The organism is Enterobacter sp. RHBSTW-00994, assembly GCF_013782625.1.
Lineage (GTDB): Bacteria > Pseudomonadota > Gammaproteobacteria > Enterobacterales > Enterobacteriaceae > Enterobacter.
Genome location: NZ_CP056199.1, coordinates 1,606,064 through 1,624,670 on the forward strand (window position 1 = coordinate 1,606,064; position 18,607 = coordinate 1,624,670).

Sequence of the window (18,607 nt, forward strand, 5' to 3'; positions counted from 1 at the left end):
CCGCACCTTATCCTGAATAAGGCTCGCAGCGTTGGATTGACATTTCTGCAAAACGATAAAAATTCTGTAGTACCTGCCGTATGCTTCATCTTTCCTGCCTGACACCATTTTGTTCCCGCTACATACTTTCCCTTAAACAGGGAGGTGTATATGGGGATCCCCGCTATTAGCGTGTATGCCATTCTGGCAATACTGCCGTTGCTTTGGCTGCCAGTACTGCCTGGGATTCACGCTGTCTGGATAATGATGGCCGCAGGTGTATGGTTAGCTATTCAAAAGCGCTCCTGGCTGCGAGTGTTTGGTCTTTGGTCATTATTTTTTGCCTGGGGAATATTGGCGGCGCAAGAGAGCGTGTGGCCGATGCAGAACCTAACGAGCGGCTTGCAACAGGCTGAACTTGTTATTACGGGAACAGATGGTGCAACAATGCATCAGGGACAAATTGTGCGACTAAATGGCCATCCCTGGTTGGCAAAGACGGGGGTGACGCTTTATGGCAATTATCTGCCGCAGGCAGTCTGCACCGGGCAACGTTGGGCTATGGATCTCAGGCTTCGAGCTGTGCATGGCGAGTTGAATGACGGTGGTTTCGATGCACAACAAAGTGCGTTGTCACGACATCAAACGCTAAGTGGCCGATTTACCCATGCTGAGGTTATCGATGCGAGCTGCAGTTTACGCGAACGTTACCTTATTTCACTGCAAAAAAAACTTGCAGAATATCAGTGGGGGAGTGTCATTCTCGGGCTGGGAATGGGAGAGCGTTTGGCCGTTTCGCGCGAGACAAAGAATCTGATGCGGGAAACGGGAACACTACACCTGATGGCAATTTCTGGATTACATATCGCGCTTGGGGCCTCCGTCGTTTGGCTACTGGTTCGGGGACTGCAGTTTTGTTTACCTTGTCACTGGATTAACTGGCGTATACCTTTGCTCGCTGGCGTTCTTTTTGCCACTTTTTACGCCTGGTTAACGGGAATGCAGCCACCGGCATTTCGAACAGCGATTTCTCTTCTCGTGCTGGCTGCTCTGCGAATGAGCGGTCGACAATGGTCTTCCTGGCAGATTTGGGCCTGTTGCGTGGCGACGATCCTGGTTATCGATCCGATGGCGGTGCTCTCGCAGAGTCTTGCATTGTCTGCTTTCGCGGTGGCGGCACTGATATTTTGGTATCAGTGGTTGCCATTACCACACTGGCCTCGCGTCCGTCGGATAAGGCCACTGATCAATCTGGGGTATCTGCAACTGGGTATGTTGTTCCTGTTATTACCGTTGCAGGTGCTCATGTTTCATGGGGTTAGCTTGTCTTCACTGGTGGCTAACCTTTTTGCTGTTCCCCTGGTCACCTTTATCTCTGTGCCATTGATCCTGCTGGGTATGGTGCTGCATTTATGCACATTATCTTCGGCAGAGTCAGTTGCCTGGTTCGCAGCAGATAAATCTCTGTCCTTCCTTTTTGGTCTGCTAACACGATTGCCTGATGGTTGGCAGGTTGTTGATGAACGGTGGCAATACCTGACGTTGTTCCCTTGGTTGTGGGTTATTGGCTGGCGTCTCCGCGCCTGGAAAGCTGTGCCAGCAATATGTCTGACGATGTCAGTATTGTTGACGTTTCCGTTCTGGAAAGCGGTCAAGAACGAAAGCTGGACGGTGCATATGCTCGATGTCGGACAAGGACTGGCAATGGTTGTTGAGCGTCAGGGGAAGGCCATTTTATACGATACCGGGCTTGCATGGCCGGGCGGCGATAGTGCGCAGCAACTGATCATCCCTTGGTTGCGCTGGCATCATCTGACGCCTGAGGGGGTCGTGCTGAGTCATGAACATCTTGATCATGCTGGTGGGCTACAGTCACTGCATGCTGCCTGGCCTGATATGTGGATACGAAGCCCGTTACGCTGGGCTGGTCATCTTCCCTGTTTTCGTGGAGAGAAGTGGCGATGGCACGGGTTAACGTTCTCAGTTCATTGGCCACCGGAAACATCCGTGGCAACCGGTAATAATCGTTCCTGCGTGGTTAAAATTGATGATGGAGAACACAGCGTATTGTTAACTGGTGATATAGAAGCACAGGCTGAACTGGCGATGTTAAGTCGCCACTGGCGCGATCTTGCGTCTACACTCATTCAGGTCCCGCATCATGGCAGCAATACCTCTTCATCGCTTCCCCTGGTACAGCGTACGGATGGGAACATTGCGCTGGCATCAGCTGCGCGTTACAACGCGTGGCGATTTCCGTCAATAAAAGTGTCCAGGCGCTACAGAAAAGAGGGCTATATTTGGCATGATACACCTCAATCTGGACAAATCTCCGTGACCTTTTCGCAACATAGCTGGCAAATCCGCCGCTTACGAGAACATTATTTACCACGTTGGTATCATCAGTGGTTTGGCGCGCCCGTAGATAACGGGTAGAATATGCGGCTATTTCAACAAATGCTGGTTTTTTGAATGCATAACGACAAAGATCTCTCCACGTGGCAGACCTTCCGCCGACTCTGGCCGATGATTGCACCCTTTAAAACAGGCTTGATCGTGGCGGGCGTAGCGTTAATTCTCAACGCAGCCAGCGATACTTTTATGCTATCGCTCCTCAAACCGTTACTGGACGACGGTTTTGGTAAAACGGATCGCTCAGTGTTGCTTTGGATGCCTCTGGTGGTTATCGGCCTGATGATCTTACGCGGCATCACCAGCTATGTTTCCAGCTACTGCATTTCGTGGGTATCAGGGAAAGTCGTGATGAGCATGCGTCGTCGCCTGTTCAGCCACATGATGGGCATGCCAGTCTCTTTCTTTGACAAACAGTCCACCGGGACCTTGCTTTCGCGTATTACTTACGATTCAGAGCAGGTGGCCTCCTCCTCCTCCAGCGCCTTGATAACCGTTGTGCGCGAAGGTGCATCAATTATCGGTCTGTTTGTGATGATGTTCTATTACAGTTGGCAGCTGTCTATCATCCTGATCGTTCTTGCACCTATTGTTTCCGTGGCAATTCGTGTCGTCTCTAAGCGTTTTCGCAACATCAGCAAGAACATGCAGAACACGATGGGCCAGGTAACAACCAGTGCAGAACAGATGTTGAAGGGGCACAAAGAAGTGTTAATTTTCGGCGGTCAAAATGTCGAAACTAAACGCTTTGATAAGGTCAGCAACAAGATGCGTCTGCAGGGGATGAAAATGGTCTCTGCCTCGTCAATCTCTGATCCTATCATTCAGTTGATTGCTTCTTTGGCGCTGGCGTTTGTACTTTACGCTGCGAGCTTCCCGAGTGTGATGGAGACACTGACCGCCGGTACGATCACCGTTGTCTTCTCATCAATGATTGCATTGATGCGTCCGCTCAAATCACTGACTAACGTGAACGCTCAATTCCAGCGTGGTATGGCGGCATGTCAGACGCTGTTCAGCATTCTGGATTCCGAGCAGGAAAAAGACGAAGGTACACGGGTTATTGAGCGTGCAAATGGCGATGTAGAATTCCGCAATGTGACGTTCACTTATCCAGGTCGCGAAACGCCGGCACTACGTAATATCAATCTGAATATCCCTGCGGGCAAAACGGTTGCGCTGGTTGGGCGGTCAGGTTCGGGTAAATCTACCATTGCCAGCTTGATCACGCGTTTTTACGATATCAACGAAGGCGAAATCCTGTTAGATGGCCATGACTTACGGGAATATACCCTGCAGTCACTGCGTAATCAGGTGGCATTGGTATCCCAAAACGTTCATCTGTTTAACGATACGGTGGCGAACAACATCGCGTATGCACGTACTGAAGAGTACAGTCGCGAGCAGATTGAGAATGCTGCGCGCATGGCCTATGCGATGGACTTTATCAATAAAATGGATAACGGCCTTGATACGGTCATTGGCGAAAACGGAGTGCTTCTTTCCGGTGGACAACGTCAGCGTATTGCTATCGCCCGTGCTTTGCTGCGTGATAGCCCGATTCTGATTCTGGATGAAGCGACGTCAGCGCTGGATACTGAGTCCGAGCGTGCGATTCAGTCAGCGCTGGATGAGCTGCAAAAGAACCGTACCTCTTTGGTGATTGCGCATCGTCTTTCCACGATTGAACAGGCTGATGAAATCGTCGTTGTGGAAGACGGCCTGATTGTCGAGCGCGGAAGCCATGCCGATCTGCTGGCACATCGTGGCGTTTACGCCCAGCTTCATAAAATGCAGTTTGGCCAATGATTGCCCGCATCTGGTCTGGCGAGTCTCCATTGTGGTGGTTGCTTCTGCCGCTCTCCTGGCTTTATGGCCTGGTGAGTGGTGCGATTCGCTTGTCATATCGCCTGGGGCTGAGACGCACCTGGCGTTCGCCAGTACCGGTTGTGGTTGTCGGTAATCTGACCGCCGGGGGAAATGGCAAAACCCCGGTCGTGATTTGGTTAGTGGAACAACTGAAAAAGCAGGGCATCCGTGTTGGGGTCGTGTCACGTGGATATGGTGGCAAAGCAGAGCAATATCCGTTATTGCTGACACCTCATACTTCGACGGCTGAAGCAGGGGATGAACCTGTACTGATCTATCAGCGTACGGGGGCGCCAGTTGCAGTCTCGCCTAAGCGCCGCGACGCCGTTCAGGCGCTGCTTGCCGCACACTCCCTACAGCTTATTATCACCGATGACGGCTTGCAGCATTACGCATTAGCGCGTGATAAAGAAATTGTCGTGGTTGATGGTGTCCGGCGTTTTGGCAACGGCTGGTGGCTTCCTGCAGGCCCCATGCGTGAGCGAGAGTCTCGTCTTCATTCGGTTGATGCTGTGATTGTGAATGGCGGCAAAGCGCAGGGGGATGAAATTTCGATGCAACTCCGTCCAGGGCTGGCGGTCAATCTGTTAAGTGGGGAGCGGAAAGATGTCGCTATGCTGCCTGCGTTGGTGGCTATGGCGGGAATTGGACATCCACCTCGTTTTTTTGCCACGCTTGAACAATGCGGTGCACAGGTTGAAAAACAGGTCCCACTTGCCGATCACCAGGCTTTGGTTCCTGAGGAGATTGCAGCCCTGACAATACCGGGGCAAACGTTAATCATGACGGAAAAAGACGCAGTGAAATGCCGCGCCTTTGCGAAAGAAAACTGGTGGTATCTGCCGGTTGACGCTGAACTCAGCGGCGAGCAACCGGAACAATTGCTCAGAGAACTGGTTGCGCTGGCGAAGTCATAATCGCGAATACGGTTCTGGTAGCGCTTTGACTGACAGGAAAACGCATGTCTTTACCGCAACTCTCACTCTCAGCCGCACGTAACTTACATCTTACCGCACAGGGGCTGTTAAAAAAGCCCCGACGTCGCGCCCAGCCTGCCGATATTCTCTCTACCATACAGCGCATGTCGCTGCTGCAAATTGACACCATTAATATCGTTGCTCGCAGTCCCTACCTGGTACTGTTTAGCCGTCTGGGGGAATACCCACAGCAGTGGCTGGATAATGCGCTGAGCCAGGGGGAAATCATGGAATACTGGGCACATGAAGCCTGCTTTTTACCCCGTGATGATTTTGCTTTGATCCGCCACCGTATGCTCTCTCCTGAGAAAATGGGATGGAAATATCGCCAGGAATGGATGCAGGAGCATGCTGCTGAAATTGAGCAACTTATTGCGCATATTCAGGACAATGGACCAGTTCGTTCAGCTGATTTCGAACATCCCCAAAAAGGGACAAGCGGATGGTGGGAGTGGAAACCCCATAAACGTCATCTCGAAGGGCTTTTTACCTCCGGCCAGGTCATGGTGGTTGAACGTCGTAATTTTCAGCGGGTTTATGATCTGACGCACCGTGTCATGCCACACTGGGATGACAGCCGTGACCTGCTCACTCAGGCAGACGCTGAAGCCATCATGCTGGAGAAAAGTGCCCGTAGCCTGGGAATATTCCGTCCCCAGTGGCTTGCGGACTATTATCGGTTGCGACAGCCTGCACTGAAACCGTTGCTGGTAAACCTGCAACTGCAGCAACGCATTATCCCCGTAGAGGTCGAAACGTTAGGCGAAATGTGGCTCCACGCAGACCTACTCCCACTGTTATCACCCGCTCAGGAAGGCAAACTTACGGCTTCACGCAGTGCGGTTTTATCCCCGTTTGACCCTGTCGTCTGGGATCGCAAACGCGCAGAACAACTGTTTAATTTCAGCTACCGGCTGGAGTGTTACACTCCCGCAGCCAAGCGCCAGTACGGCTACTTTGTGTTGCCGTTATTACATAAAGGGCAACTGGCTGGACGCATGGATGCCAAGATGCACCGTAAAACGGGAATTCTTGAGATCATCGCGCTGTATCTGGAAGACGGTGTTAACGTCACGGTATCACTGGAAAGAGGGTTAGCATCGGCAATTACAGAGTTCGCCGCGTGGCAAGGCGCGCGTGAGGTCACGCTGGCACGTCTGCCTGACGGGTTATTTACCTCTTGTCGAAGTGGCTGGGAAATAGGCACGGCCTGAAAAAGGAATGTGTTAAGCTTTAGCGAATACCTATACGGAGGAACTATGGATCACCGTTTACTTGAAATTATTGCCTGCCCGGTGTGCAACGGCAAACTTTACTACAGCCAGGATAAACAAGAGCTGATTTGCAAGCTGGATAGCCTGGCGTTCCCTCTGCGTGAGGGTATCCCGGTTCTGCTGGAAAACGAAGCCCGCTCACTGGTGGCAGAAGAGAGCAGACCATGAGTTTTGTTGTGATTATTCCTGCGCGTTATGCTTCAACGCGTTTGCCAGGAAAGCCGCTGGTTGATATCAACGGCAAACCAATGATTGTTCATGTTCTGGAGCGCGCCCGTGAATCCGGTGCTGACCGCGTGATTGTCGCAACCGATCACCCGGATGTTGCGCGTGCCGTTGAAGCTGCTGGCGGTGAAGTGTGCATGACCCGTGCCGATCACCAATCTGGTACTGAACGGCTGGCGGAGGTCGTGGAAAAATGTGGTTTCAGTGACGATACGGTCATTGTTAACGTCCAGGGCGATGAGCCGATGATCCCGGCGGTTATTATCCGTCAGGTCGCTGAAAATCTGGCCCAGCGCCAGGTGGGAATGGCAACGCTTGCTGTGCCTATCCAGCATGCCGAAGAGGCGTTCAATCCTAATGCGGTGAAGGTTGTTATGGACGCTGAAGGCTACGCGCTCTATTTCTCCCGAGCGACAATTCCCTGGGATCGCGATCGCTTTGCCGTTTCAAAAGAGACTATTGGTGATACCTTCCTGCGCCATCTGGGGATCTACGGTTACCGTGCTGGCTTTATTCGCCGCTATGTGACCTGGACGCCAAGCCCGCTGGAACATATTGAGATGCTCGAACAGCTTCGTGTTCTGTGGTACGGCGAGAAGATTCACGTTGCCGTTGCACAGGAAGTCCCTGGTACAGGGGTGGACACACCTGAAGATCTTGAGCGCGTTCGCGCGGAGCTGCGTTAGTTTCATTTCTATCCCCTCTCGTCTGGGGGGATAGCCATTCCTCCGGTTTTTTCGCCACTTTCTTTTCTCTAATTGATCTCTTCGGGTGACATCTGCACCCCGCACGCTCATTATAAAAGCAGTAGTCTTGATGGGGGTAATCTCATATGGAACAACTGCGTGCCGAACTAAGCCATCTGCTCGGTGAGAAATTAAGCCGGGTTGAATGCGTGAACGAGAAGGCGGATACCGCACTGTGGGCGTTATATGACAGCCAGGGAAACCCGATGCCGTTGATGGCTCGAAGTTTTACCTCGCCTGGCGTTGCACGGCAACTGGCATGGAAAATGTCAATGTTGGCGCGGGAAGGGACGATCCGTATGCCCACGGTTTATGGTGTGATGACGCATGAGGAACACCCCGGTCCGGATGTGCTCCTGATTGAACGTTTACGGGGGGTATCAGTTGAAGCGCCAGCACGGACCCCCGATCGCTGGGAGCAACTGAAAGATCAGATTGTCGAGGCTCTGCTGAGCTGGCATCGTCAGGACAGTGGTGGGCTGGTGGGCCCGGTTGATAGCACGCAGGAGAATCTCTGGCCCCTCTGGTATCGCCAGCGGGTTGAGGTCCTGTGGGGAACACTCAACCAGTTTAATAACACCGGGTTAACGATGCAGGACAAACGCATCTTGTTCCGTACTCGGGAGTGTTTACCTGCACTGTTCGAGGGTTTTAACGACAACTGTGTATTGGTGCACGGTAACTTTACCTTGCGCAGTATGTTGAAGGACTCGCGCACTGACCAGTTGCTGGCAATGGTTGGGCCGGGCATTATGCTTTGGGCGCCGCGCGAGTATGAACTTTTCAGGCTCAGTGACAGCGCGTTAGCGGAAGGGCTACTGTGGCACTATCTGCAGCGTGCGCCGGTTGCAGAGGCATTTCTCTGGCGGCGCTGGCTCTACCTGCTCTGGGATGAAGTCGCGCAACTGGTGAATACGGGACGTTTTAATCGTAGCAACTTCGACCTTGCTGCAAAATCACTCATGCCCTGGCTCGCCTGACGAGCCTTTAATCCACTGCCAGAAACGCCCAAGCATCTCATAGCCCACGCGATCGCTGTGCATCAGCCACACTGGCGACGGAATAGCCCGCTCCCAGGGATTCAGGGGAGCGGTAACCGCCAGTTGATTCGCCGGAGCAGGGAGCGGGTGTAGCCCTTGATGCTCAAAGAAAATCATGGCGCGAGGAAGATGTGCGGCGGAGGTCACCAGCAAAAACGGTGCATCACCAATCGCGTGTTTTACGGCGATGGCTTCTTCCTCGGTATCTTTTGGGTTGTCCAGCGTAATAATGGCTGAGCGGGGGACTCCCAACGATTCAGCCACCCGCGCACCCGCTTCGGCAGTACTCACGGGGTTTGTTTTCGCTGCCGCTCCAGTGAAGATCAGTTTAGATCCCGGATTTGCCAGCCATAGTCGAATACCTTCGTTAAGCCGGGGCAGACTGTTACTGATTAAATTTGAGCTAGGGGCCCACTGCGGATCCCAGGTATACCCGCCACCAAGCACCACGATGTACTCTACTTTCTGATTTCCCTGCCAGGTCGGGTACTTATCTTCAACAGGACGTAATAACCCGTCCGCGACAGGCTGCAGACTCAACAAGAGTAAGACAACCCACCCTGTCGTGATAAGCGTTTTACCACTTCTCTGAAAGCGGGTGAACCATACCAGCAGCAGCCCCAGAGCAATGACCGAGAGCAACAGAGGAAGGGGAAGCATCATGCCGCCAATCACTTTCTTTAGGGTGAAAAGCATCCTTTTTGGTTCCTTTTTTAACCATACAGCAGGCGATTGATAGTGATATTACACCAGAGAGGTTCATTCTCCGCGTGGGTGTGACAAAATAGCGGTTTTGCTGTTAGCGGGTGGAGCTCTCCCAATGCGGGATCGCAATTTTGATGATATCGCGGAAAAGTTTTCGCGAAACATTTATGGCACGACCAAGGGGCAGTTACGTCAAACGATCCTTTGGCAGGATCTGGACAAACTGCTTGCCTCTTACGGAAGCCAAAAATTGCGTGTTCTTGATGCTGGCGGTGGGGAAGGCCAGACTGCGATTTTAATGGCAGAGCGCGGTCATCACGTCACACTGTGCGATCTTTCCGCCGAGATGGTCGGTCGCGCTAAGCGTGCAGCAGAAGAAAAAGGTGTGAGCGACAACATGCATTTTATACATTGCGCCGCTCAGGACATTGCGCAGCATTTGGAAACACAGGTTGATCTGATATTGTTTCACGCTGTGCTGGAGTGGGTTGCTGAACCACAAGACGTATTAAAAACACTGTGGTCGGTGCTGAACCCCGGCGGTGCGCTGTCGCTGATGTTCTACAATGCAAACGGTCTGTTGATGCGTAATGTGCTTGTAGGCAATTTTGGCTATGTGCAGCAGGGAATGTATAAAAAGAAACGGCGCACGTTATCTCCTGATTTTCCGCGCGATCCTCAGCAGGTCTATGGCTGGCTGGAAGAGATCGGATGGGAGATCACCGGGAAAACGGGTGTAAGAGTGTTTCATGATTATCTGCGTGATAAACAAAAACAGCATGACTGTTTTGACGCCTTAACAGAAATAGAAACGCGGTATTGCCGTCAGGAGCCCTATGTCAGCCTTGGCCGTTATATTCACGTCACTGCGCGCAAACCGCAGATGCAAGGATAACCTATGAGTGAGTTTTCCCAGACAGTCCCCGAACTGGTTGCCTGGGCCAGGAAAAATGATTTCTCTATTTCGCTGCCCGTCGATCGCCTCTCTTTCTTGCTGGCGGTAGCGACGCTGAACGGTGAGCGTCTGGATGGAGAGATGAGCGAGGGTGAACTGGTGGACGCGTTCCGCCATGTCAGTGATGCGTTTGAGCAAACCAGCGAAACCATTAGCGTGCGTGCCAACAACGCAATCAACGAGATGGTGCGTCAACGTCTGCTGAACCGCTTTACCAGCGAACAGGCGGAAGGAAACGCCATTTATCGCCTGACACCACTGGGCATTGGGATCACTGATTACTATATCCGCCAACGTGAATTCTCTACGCTGCGCTTGTCTATGCAGCTATCTATCGTGGCGGGTGAGTTGAAGCGAGCTGCCGACGCAGCAGATGAAAACGGTGATGAATTCCATTGGCATCGTAACGTCTATGCACCCCTTAAGTACTCGGTGGCGGAAATCTTCGACAGTATCGATCTGACTCAGCGTCTGATGGACGAGCAGCAGCAGCAGGTAAAAGATGATATTGCTCAGTTGCTGAATAAGGACTGGCGCGCAGCCATTTCTAGCTGTGAACTTTTACTGTCAGAAACGTCCGGTACGTTACGTGAACTGCAAGATACGCTGGAGGCTGCAGGAGATAAGCTGCAGGCCAACCTGTTACGTATTCAGGATGCCACACTGGCTCATGACGATCTGCATTTTGTCGACAGGCTTGTCTTTGATTTACAAAGTAAACTCGACCGCATTATCAGTTGGGGACAGCAGTCTATTGATCTGTGGATCGGCTACGACCGCCATGTGCACAAATTTATCCGTACGGCGATTGATATGGATAAAAACCGCGTGTTTGCTCAGCGCCTTCGCCAGTCTGTGCAGAGTTATTTTGATGCGCCGTGGGCGCTGACCTACGCGAATGCCGATCGCCTGCTGGATATGCGCGACGAAGAGATGACGTTGCGTGATGAAGAGGTGACGGGTGAGCTACCACCGGACCTGGAATATGAAGAGTTCAACGAAATTCGTGAACAACTTGCAGCAATGATCGAAGAGCAATTGGCCGTGTACAAATCCAGACAAGTGCCTCTGGATCTCGGCATCGTGGTGCGCGACTATCTGGCGCAATATCCCCGTGCGCGTCATTTCGATATTGCACGTATTGTTGTCGACCAGGCCGTACGCCTGGGCGTAGCGCAAGCAGATTTCACCGGCCTGCCGCCGAAGTGGCAGCCGATTAACGATTACGGAGCCAAGGTACAGGCGCATGTCATTGACAAATATTGAACAAGTGATGCCAGTGAAGCTGGCACAGGCGCTGGCGAATCCGTTGTTTCCGGCGCTGGACAGCCAGCTGCGTGCCGGTCGTCACATTGGCCTTGACGAGCTGGATAATCACGCCTTTTTGATGGATTTCCAGGAATATCTGGAAGAGTTTTATGCGCGTTATAACGTTGAGTTGATTCGTGCCCCGGAAGGTTTTTTCTACCTGCGCCCACGTTCCACAACGCTGATCCCACGTTCTGTGCTCTCTGAACTGGATATGATGGTAGGTAAAATACTTTGTTATCTCTATCTCAGCCCTGAGCGTCTGGCAAATGAAGGTATTTTCACCCAGCAGGAACTCTACGATGAGCTGTTAAGCCTGGCAGATGAATCCAAACTGCTTAAGCTGGTGAACAACCGTTCAACCGGATCGGATCTCGATCGTCAGAAGTTACAGGAAAAAGTTCGCTCTTCCCTGAACCGCTTACGCCGACTGGGGATGGTCTGGTTTATGGGCCATGACAGCAGCAAATTCCGCATCACCGAATCAGTCTTCCGCTTTGGCGCTGATGTGCGTGCAGGCGATGATGCGCGTGAAGCGCAACTGCGCATGATCCGTGATGGTGAAGCAATGCCGGTGGAAAACCATTTGCAGCTCAATGATGAGCATGAAGACAACCAGCCGGATAGCGGGGAGGAAGAGTAATGATTGAACGCGGTAAATTTCGCTCACTAACGCTGATTAACTGGAACGGCTTCTTTGCCCGAACCTTCGATCTGGATGAGCTGGTCACGACGCTTTCCGGCGGTAACGGTGCGGGTAAATCCACCACCATGGCGGCATTCGTTACGGCGTTGATCCCCGATCTGACTCTGTTGCACTTCCGTAATACCACCGAAGCGGGGGCGACAAGCGGTTCCCGCGACAAAGGCCTGCACGGTAAACTGAAAGCAGGCGTCTGCTATTCCGTGTTGGATGTGATCAACTCCCGCCATCAGCGTGTGGTTGTCGGGGTGCGCTTGCAGCAGGTCGCGGGGCGCGATCGTAAAGTTGACATCAAACCGTTTGCTATTCAGGGGTTACCAACTTCGGTTCAGCCAACCGCATTGTTAACGGAAACCCTGAATGAACGCCAGGCGCGTGTACTGTCGCTACAGGAGCTGAAAGACAAGCTCGAAACCATCGAAGGTGTGCAGTTCAAGCAGTTCAACTCGATTACTGACTATCACTCCCTGATGTTTGACCTGGGCGTGGTGGCGCGTCGTCTGCGTACCGCATCTGACCGTAGCAAATATTATCGTCTGATTGAAGCGTCCCTCTACGGGGGTATTTCCAGTGCCATCACCCGCTCATTGCGCGACTATCTGCTGCCAGAGAATAGCGGTGTGCGTAAGGCTTTCCAGGATATGGAAGCGGCGCTGCGTGAAAACCGCATGACGCTGGAAGCGATCCGGGTCACTCAATCTGATCGCGACCTGTTTAAACACCTGATCAGTGAAGCCACCAATTATGTGGCCGCAGACTATATGCGCCACGCCAACGAGCGCCGCATTCATCTGGATCAGGCGCTTGAGTTCCGTCGTGAACTGTTCACCTCCCGCAAACAACTGGTGGCAGAACAATATAAACACGTCGAAATGGCACGCGAACTCGGCGAACAGAATGGTGCGGAAGGTGATCTGGAGGCGGACTACCAGGCTGCCAGCGATCATCTGAATCTGGTGCAGACCGCACTGCGGCAGCAGGAAAAAATCGAGCGCTACGAAGCCGATCTTGATGAGCTGCAAATTCGCCTCGAAGAACAAAATGAAGTGGTGGCTGAAGCTGCCGACATGCAGGAAGAGAACGAGGCGCGTGCAGAAGCTGCTGAACTGGAAGTGGATGAGCTGAAGAACCAGCTTGCTGACTACCAGCAGGCGCTGGACGTACAGCAGACGCGTGCAATCCAGTACACCCAGGCGCTGCAGGCATTGCAGCGCGCAAAAGAGCTGTGTCATCTTCCGGATTTAACGCCTGATAGTGCTGAGGAGTGGCTGGAGACTTTCCAGGCAAAAGAGCAGGAAGCGACAGAAAAACTGCTTTCTCTTGACCAAAAAATGAGTGTGGCGCAAACCGCACACAGCCAGTTTGAACAGGCTTACCAGCTGGTGGTTGCCATTAATGGCCCTCTGGCGCGCAGTGAGGCCTGGAACGTGGCTCGCGAATTGCTCAGGGATAGCGTGAACCAGCGTCATTTGGCGGAGCAAGTTCAGCCGCTGCGTATGCGTCTGAATGAACTGGAACAGCGCCTGCGTGAACAGCAAGAAGCTGAGCGTTTACTGGCAGAGTTCTGCAAGCGCCAGGGGAAACAGATCGATATTGACGATCTCGAAACCCTGCATCAGGAACTGGAGGCGCGAATCGCTTCTCTGTCCGATAGTGTTTCAAACGCCAGCGAGCAGCGTATGGTTCTGCGCCAGGAGATGGAGCAACTCCAGTCGCGTTCGCAAACCTTGCTGCAGCGTGCGCCTGTCTGGCTGGCCGCGCAGAGCAGCCTGAATCAGCTCAGCGAGCAGTGCGGTGAAGAGTTCGAATCAAGCCAGCAAGTGACTGAATACCTGCAACAATTGCTGGAGCGTGAACGTGAAGCCATTGTTGAGCGCGATGAAGTCGGTGCGCGTAAACGTGACGTTGACGAAGAAATTGAACGCTTAAGCCAGCCGGGAGGTGCAGAAGATGCGCGCCTGAATACCCTGGCGGAGCGGTTTGGCGGCGTGCTGTTGTCTGAAATTTATGATGATGTTGGTCTGGATGATGCGCCTTACTTCTCAGCGCTGTATGGACCTTCACGTAACGCGATTGTGGTTCCGGACCTCTCGTTGATTGCCGATCAACTTGAGGGGCTGGAAGATTGCCCTGAAGATCTCTACCTGATCGAAGGCGATCCGCAGTCGTTCGATGACAGCGTATTTAGCGTCGACGAACTGGAAAAAGCGGTGGTGGTGAAAATCGCCGATCGCCAGTGGCGTTATTCCCGCTTCCCGTCTCTGCCATTGTTCGGCCGCGCGGCGCGTGAAAACCGTATCGAGACGCTTCACGCCGAACGTGAAACGCTTTCCGAACGTTTCGCAACATTGTCGTTTGACGTCCAGAAAACGCAGCGTCTGCACCAGGCCTTTAGCCGCTTTATCGGTAGCCATCTGGCAGTCGCATTTGACGCTGATCCAGAAGCGGAAATTCGCAAACTTAACACCCGTCGTGGTGAGCTGGAACGTGCCATTGCCAATCATGAAAATGATAACCAGCAAAGCCGCGTGCAGTTTGAGCAGGCAAAAGAGGGCGTTGCTGCTCTCAACCGTATCCTGCCGCGTCTGAACCTGCTGGCGGATGAGACGCTCGCCGATCGCGTGGATGAAATTCAGGAACGTCTGGACGAGGCTCAGGAAGCCGCGAGATTTGTTCAGCAACACGGTAATCAACTGGCAAAACTGGAGCCACTGCTTTCTGTCCTGCAAAGCGACCCGGAACAGTTTGAACAGTTAAAAGAAGATTACGCGTATTCGCAACAGGTTCAGCGTGATGCTCGCCAGCAGGCGTTTGCCCTGACAGAAGTGGTTCAGCGTCGTGCCCATTTCGGTTATTCCGATTCTGCTGACATGCTGAGTGGTAACAGCGATCTGAACGAGAAACTGCGCCAGCGTCTTGAACAGGCTGAAGCTGAACGTACTCGTGCGCGTGAGGCGATGCGCAGCCATGCCGCACAACTGAGTCAGTACAGCCAGGTAATGGCCTCGCTGAAAAGCTCGTTTGATACCAAGAAAGAGCTGCTGAACGATCTGCATAAAGAGCTGCAGGATATCGGTGTGCGTGCTGACAGTGGTGCGGAGGAGAGGGCGCGGATCCGTCGTGATGAGCTGCATAGCCAACTCAGCAATAACCGGGCGCGCCGCAACCAACTGGAAAAAGCGCTGACCTTCTGCGAAGCGGAAATGGATAACCTGACCCGGCGTCTGCGTAAGCTCGAACGTGATTATCACGAAATGCGTGAGCAAGTCGTGACCGCAAAGGCGGGCTGGTGTGCCGTGATGCGCATGGTGAAAGACAATGGTGTTGAACGCCGTCTGCATCGCCGTGAACTGGCCTATCTGTCTGCGGATGAACTGCGTTCGATGTCGGATAAGGCCCTGGGGGCGTTGCGTCTGGCCGTAGCGGATAACGAGCATCTGCGCGATGTGCTGCGTATGTCGGAAGATCCGAAGCGTCCTGAGCGTAAAATTCAGTTCTTCGTGGCTGTTTACCAGCACCTGCGTGAACGTATCCGTCAGGACATAATCCGTACCGACGATCCAGTTGAGGCCATCGAACAGATGGAAATCGAACTGGGTCGTCTGACGGAAGAGCTGACCTCGCGCGAGCAGAAGCTGGCGATCAGTTCACGTAGCGTGGCGAACATCATTCGTAAAACCATTCAGCGTGAACAGAACCGTATTCGCCAACTGAACCAGGGTCTGCAAAGCGTATCCTTTGGCCAGGTTAACAGCGTGCGTCTGAACGTGAATGTGCGTGAAGCGCACTCCACGCTGCTGGAGGTGCTGTCTGAGCAACATGAACAGCATCAGGATCTGTTCAACAGCAACCGTCTGACCTTCTCTGAAGCGCTGGCAAAACTGTATCAACGACTGAATCCACAGATTGATATGGGACAACGTACACCGCAAACCATCGGTGAAGAGCTGCTGGATTACCGTAACTATCTGGAAATGGAAGTTGAGGTTAACCGTGGTTCGGATGGCTGGCTGCGTGCGGAATCTGGCGCTTTGTCAACCGGTGAGGCGATCGGTACAGGGATGTCGATTCTGGTGATGGTGGTACAGAGCTGGGAAGATGAAGCACGCCGTTTGCGCGGAAAAGATATCTCTCCATGCCGTTTGTTGTTCCTTGATGAAGCCGCTCGTCTTGATGCTCGCTCCATTGCCACGCTGTTTGAGCTTTGCGATCGTCTCGATATGCAGTTGATCATTGCAGCGCCGGAGAACATCAGTCCGGAAAAAGGGACCACCTATAAGCTGGTGCGTAAAGTTTACCAGAACAGTGAACACGTCCACGTGGTTGGCCTGCGAGGTTTTGCGCCGCAACCTCCGGAGTCGTTACCTGGCACGGCTGACGCTTCGTAAAGCATTTTGTTACACAGAGCGGCGCAACAGCGCCGCTTTTTTTATTCACTTAACTTGTGTTTACGGCTGCGTTATCTTTAAACTTCTTTACATAAGGTAAGGCAACAGCGTCTGCGCCTTTCTATAATGAAGTAAAGCCCCAGAGTGATGGGCATGTCGTAAAGAAAACAGGGGGCAAGGGATGTTGCTAAAGAAAATGCGTGGTCGTCAACTGTCGGCGCTGAGTTTGTGCCTGGCAGTGATGTTTGCTCCACTGTTTACTGTGCAGGCCGATGAGCCTGAAATTGTTCCGACTGACAGTTCCGCAACAACGGGGGCACAGCCAACGTCGCTGTCGCAACCGTTGGATCAGTCTCCAGCCACGGCCATTATGGCGGGCATTAAGCCATTGCCTGAAGGCATCAACACGGAAACACTCCGTCAACAGCTGCAATCCGGGCTGCCATCCGGTTACACGCCTGCGTACATTAATCAATTGACGCTGCTGTATGCTGCGCGCGATATGAAACCGATGTGGGAAAATCGCGATGCTGTGCGTGCTTTCCAGCAGCAACTGGCAGAAGTCGCTATTGCCGGATTCCAGCCACAGTTTACAACTTGGGTTGAATTGCTTACCGATCCGACAGTGACAGGGCAGGCACGCGATGTGGTGCTTTCTGATGCCATGATGGGTTATCTCCAGTTCGTTGCAGGCATCCCGGTTAATGGCAACCGCTGGTTGTACAGCGACAAGCCTTACAAACTGGCAACCCCCGCGCTCTCGGTGATTAACCAGTGGCAATTGTCTCTGGATAACGGTGATTTGCCGCGTTTTATTACAAGCCTGGCGCCCGCACATCCGCAGTATGGCGCGATGCACCAATCACTGCTCGCGCTGGTTTCGGATACTCGCCCGTGGCCGCAATTACGCGCAGCAGGATCGCTGCGTCCTGGTCAGTGGAGCAGTGATGTTCCTGCTCTGCGTGAGATCCTCAAACGTTCCGGCATACTGGATGGAGGGCCTAAAATCGCGCTTCCTGGCGATGACCTGCAAAGTGTGGTCGTGAGCCCTTCTGCTCCTGTAAAAGAGAAGAAGACGCTGGCGATCAGTGACAAACCTGCTTCCTACGATCGTGAGCTGGTGGCCGCGGTTAAGCAGTTCCAGACGGCGCAAGGACTGGGGGCGGACGGTGTTATCGGGCAGTCAACGCGTGACTGGTTGAATGTTACACCCGCACAGCGAGCAGGCGTGCTGGCCTTAAATATCCAGCGTCTACGACTGCTGCCGGGTACGTTGTCGACCGGTATCATGGTGAATATCCCGGCATACTCGCTGGTCTATTATCAGAATGGCAGTGAAGTACTGGCATCACGCGTTATCGTCGGTCGCCCAGATCGTAAAACGCCAATGATGAGTAGCGCCCTGAATAATGTGGTGGTTAACCCTCCATGGAACGTTCCGCCGACGCTGGCACGCAAAGATATTCTGCCAAAAGTATGGAACGACCCCGGTTATCTGGAGCGTCATGGTTACACAGTGATGCGTGGCTGGAACAGCAAAGAGGCGATCGATCCGTATCAGGTTGACTGGGCGACGATTACCCCGTCGAATTTACCGTTCCGTTTCCAGCAAGCTCCGGGTGAACATAACTCGCTTGGTCGGTATAAGTTCAATATGCCGAGCTCAGATGCGATTTATCTGCACGATACGCCGAATCATAACCTGTTCCAGAAAGATACTCGCGCACTGAGCTCGGGTTGTGTGCGTGTGAATAAAGCCTCAGAACTGGCAAATATGTTGCTACAGGATGCTGGCTGGAATGACACACGGATTTCAGACGCATTGAAACAGGGTGATACCCGCTACGTTAATATCCGGAACAACATTCCAGTGAATCTTTACTATCTCACAGCGTTTGTTGGCGAAGATGGGCGTACGCAATATCGTACAGATATTTACAATTACGATCTCACCGCGCGATCGGGTGCACAAATTTTGCCAAAAGCTGAACAATTAATCAGGTAAATGAAGTAGTTCGGGAAAATT

Annotated in this window: 13 protein-coding genes; 12 read left to right on the top strand and 1 reads right to left on the bottom strand. The window is 52.8% G+C overall.

The window, feature by feature from the left end:
- Positions 1–150 precede the first annotated feature (150 nt).
- The 7 genes from HV346_RS07520 to HV346_RS07550 all read left to right on the top strand — a co-directional run bounded on the left by HV346_RS07520 (position 151) and on the right by HV346_RS07550 (position 8,462).
- Positions 151–2,415 (top strand): ComEC family protein, encoded by a 2,265-nt coding sequence (locus HV346_RS07520; protein WP_181622903.1) that lies wholly within the window; start codon positions 151–153, stop codon positions 2,413–2,415.
- Positions 2,416–2,451: 36 nt separating this feature from the next.
- On the top strand, positions 2,452–4,200 hold the full coding sequence (gene msbA, locus HV346_RS07525; protein WP_181622904.1) for a lipid A ABC transporter ATP-binding protein/permease MsbA: 1,749 nt from the start codon (positions 2,452–2,454) through the stop codon (positions 4,198–4,200).
- Positions 4,197–5,177, top strand: coding sequence for a tetraacyldisaccharide 4'-kinase (gene lpxK, locus HV346_RS07530; protein WP_181622905.1), 981 nt, complete (start codon positions 4,197–4,199; stop codon positions 5,175–5,177). Before msbA ends, lpxK begins: the two co-directional genes overlap by 4 nt.
- 44 nt (positions 5,178–5,221) lie before the next feature.
- Complete coding sequence (locus HV346_RS07535; RefSeq protein WP_181622906.1) at positions 5,222–6,451, top strand: winged helix-turn-helix domain-containing protein; 1,230 nt, start codon at positions 5,222–5,224, stop codon at positions 6,449–6,451.
- Between the two features lie 45 nt (positions 6,452–6,496).
- Positions 6,497–6,679 carry a protein YcaR gene (gene ycaR / locus HV346_RS07540; RefSeq protein ID WP_181622907.1) on the top strand — a complete coding sequence of 61 codons (183 nt, stop codon included), beginning with the start codon at positions 6,497–6,499 and terminating at the stop codon, positions 6,677–6,679.
- On the top strand, positions 6,676–7,422 hold the full coding sequence (gene kdsB, locus HV346_RS07545; protein ID WP_181622908.1) for a 3-deoxy-manno-octulosonate cytidylyltransferase: 747 nt from the start codon (positions 6,676–6,678) through the stop codon (positions 7,420–7,422). The genes ycaR and kdsB overlap by 4 nt, the downstream gene beginning before the upstream one ends.
- 146 nt (positions 7,423–7,568) lie before the next feature.
- Positions 7,569–8,462, top strand: a complete 894-nt coding sequence (locus tag HV346_RS07550; RefSeq protein ID WP_181622909.1) for a YcbJ family phosphotransferase — start codon at positions 7,569–7,571, stop codon at positions 8,460–8,462.
- Here HV346_RS07550 and elyC read toward each other — a convergent pair.
- Positions 8,439–9,218, bottom strand: a complete 780-nt coding sequence (gene elyC, locus HV346_RS07555; protein ID WP_181622910.1) for an envelope biogenesis factor ElyC — start codon at positions 9,216–9,218, stop codon at positions 8,439–8,441. The genes HV346_RS07550 and elyC overlap by 24 nt on opposite strands.
- A gap of 124 nt (positions 9,219–9,342) precedes the next feature.
- Between elyC and cmoM the strand changes: the two genes are divergently transcribed.
- The 5 genes from cmoM (at position 9,343) to ldtD (ending at position 18,586) form a co-directional block, all read left to right on the top strand.
- The gene (gene cmoM / locus HV346_RS07560; protein ID WP_181622911.1) at positions 9,343–10,122 is read left to right on the top strand and encodes a tRNA uridine 5-oxyacetic acid(34) methyltransferase CmoM; all 780 of its coding nucleotides are present in this window, start codon (positions 9,343–9,345) and stop codon (positions 10,120–10,122) included.
- A gap of 3 nt (positions 10,123–10,125) precedes the next feature.
- Positions 10,126–11,448, top strand: coding sequence for a chromosome partition protein MukF (gene mukF, locus HV346_RS07565; RefSeq protein WP_181622912.1), 1,323 nt, complete (start codon positions 10,126–10,128; stop codon positions 11,446–11,448).
- Positions 11,429–12,133: a chromosome partition protein MukE gene (gene mukE / locus HV346_RS07570; RefSeq protein ID WP_181622913.1), complete on the top strand. Its 705-nt coding sequence runs from the start codon at positions 11,429–11,431 to the stop codon at positions 12,131–12,133. The genes mukF and mukE overlap by 20 nt, the downstream gene beginning before the upstream one ends.
- Positions 12,133–16,581 (top strand): chromosome partition protein MukB, encoded by a 4,449-nt coding sequence (gene mukB, locus HV346_RS07575; RefSeq protein WP_181622914.1) that lies wholly within the window; start codon positions 12,133–12,135, stop codon positions 16,579–16,581. Before mukE ends, mukB begins: the two co-directional genes overlap by 1 nt.
- A 181-nt stretch (positions 16,582–16,762) precedes the next feature.
- The gene (gene ldtD, locus HV346_RS07580; RefSeq protein WP_181622915.1) at positions 16,763–18,586 is read left to right on the top strand and encodes a L,D-transpeptidase; all 1,824 of its coding nucleotides are present in this window, start codon (positions 16,763–16,765) and stop codon (positions 18,584–18,586) included.
- Positions 18,587–18,607: the final 21 nt, after the last annotated feature.

Excerpts from the sequence above, each read along its gene's own strand:
- mukB (WP_181622914.1), top strand. The coding sequence starts at position 12,133 with ATGATTGAACGCGGTAAATTTCGCTCACTAACGCTGATTAACTGGAAC.
- elyC (WP_181622910.1), bottom strand. The coding sequence starts at position 9,218 with ATGCTTTTCACCCTAAAGAAAGTGATTGGCGGCATGATGCTTCCCCTT.
- cmoM (WP_181622911.1), top strand. The coding sequence starts at position 9,343 with ATGCGGGATCGCAATTTTGATGATATCGCGGAAAAGTTTTCGCGAAAC.
- mukF (WP_181622912.1), top strand. The coding sequence starts at position 10,126 with ATGAGTGAGTTTTCCCAGACAGTCCCCGAACTGGTTGCCTGGGCCAGG.
- ldtD (WP_181622915.1), top strand. The coding sequence starts at position 16,763 with ATGTTGCTAAAGAAAATGCGTGGTCGTCAACTGTCGGCGCTGAGTTTG.
- mukE (WP_181622913.1), top strand. The coding sequence starts at position 11,429 with ATGTCATTGACAAATATTGAACAAGTGATGCCAGTGAAGCTGGCACAG.
- msbA (WP_181622904.1), top strand. The coding sequence starts at position 2,452 with ATGCATAACGACAAAGATCTCTCCACGTGGCAGACCTTCCGCCGACTC.
- HV346_RS07535 (WP_181622906.1), top strand. The coding sequence starts at position 5,222 with ATGTCTTTACCGCAACTCTCACTCTCAGCCGCACGTAACTTACATCTT.
- ycaR (WP_181622907.1), top strand. The coding sequence starts at position 6,497 with ATGGATCACCGTTTACTTGAAATTATTGCCTGCCCGGTGTGCAACGGC.
- kdsB (WP_181622908.1), top strand. The coding sequence starts at position 6,676 with ATGAGTTTTGTTGTGATTATTCCTGCGCGTTATGCTTCAACGCGTTTG.
- HV346_RS07550 (WP_181622909.1), top strand. The coding sequence starts at position 7,569 with ATGGAACAACTGCGTGCCGAACTAAGCCATCTGCTCGGTGAGAAATTA.
- lpxK (WP_181622905.1), top strand. The coding sequence starts at position 4,197 with ATGATTGCCCGCATCTGGTCTGGCGAGTCTCCATTGTGGTGGTTGCTT.
- HV346_RS07520 (WP_181622903.1), top strand. The coding sequence starts at position 151 with ATGGGGATCCCCGCTATTAGCGTGTATGCCATTCTGGCAATACTGCCG.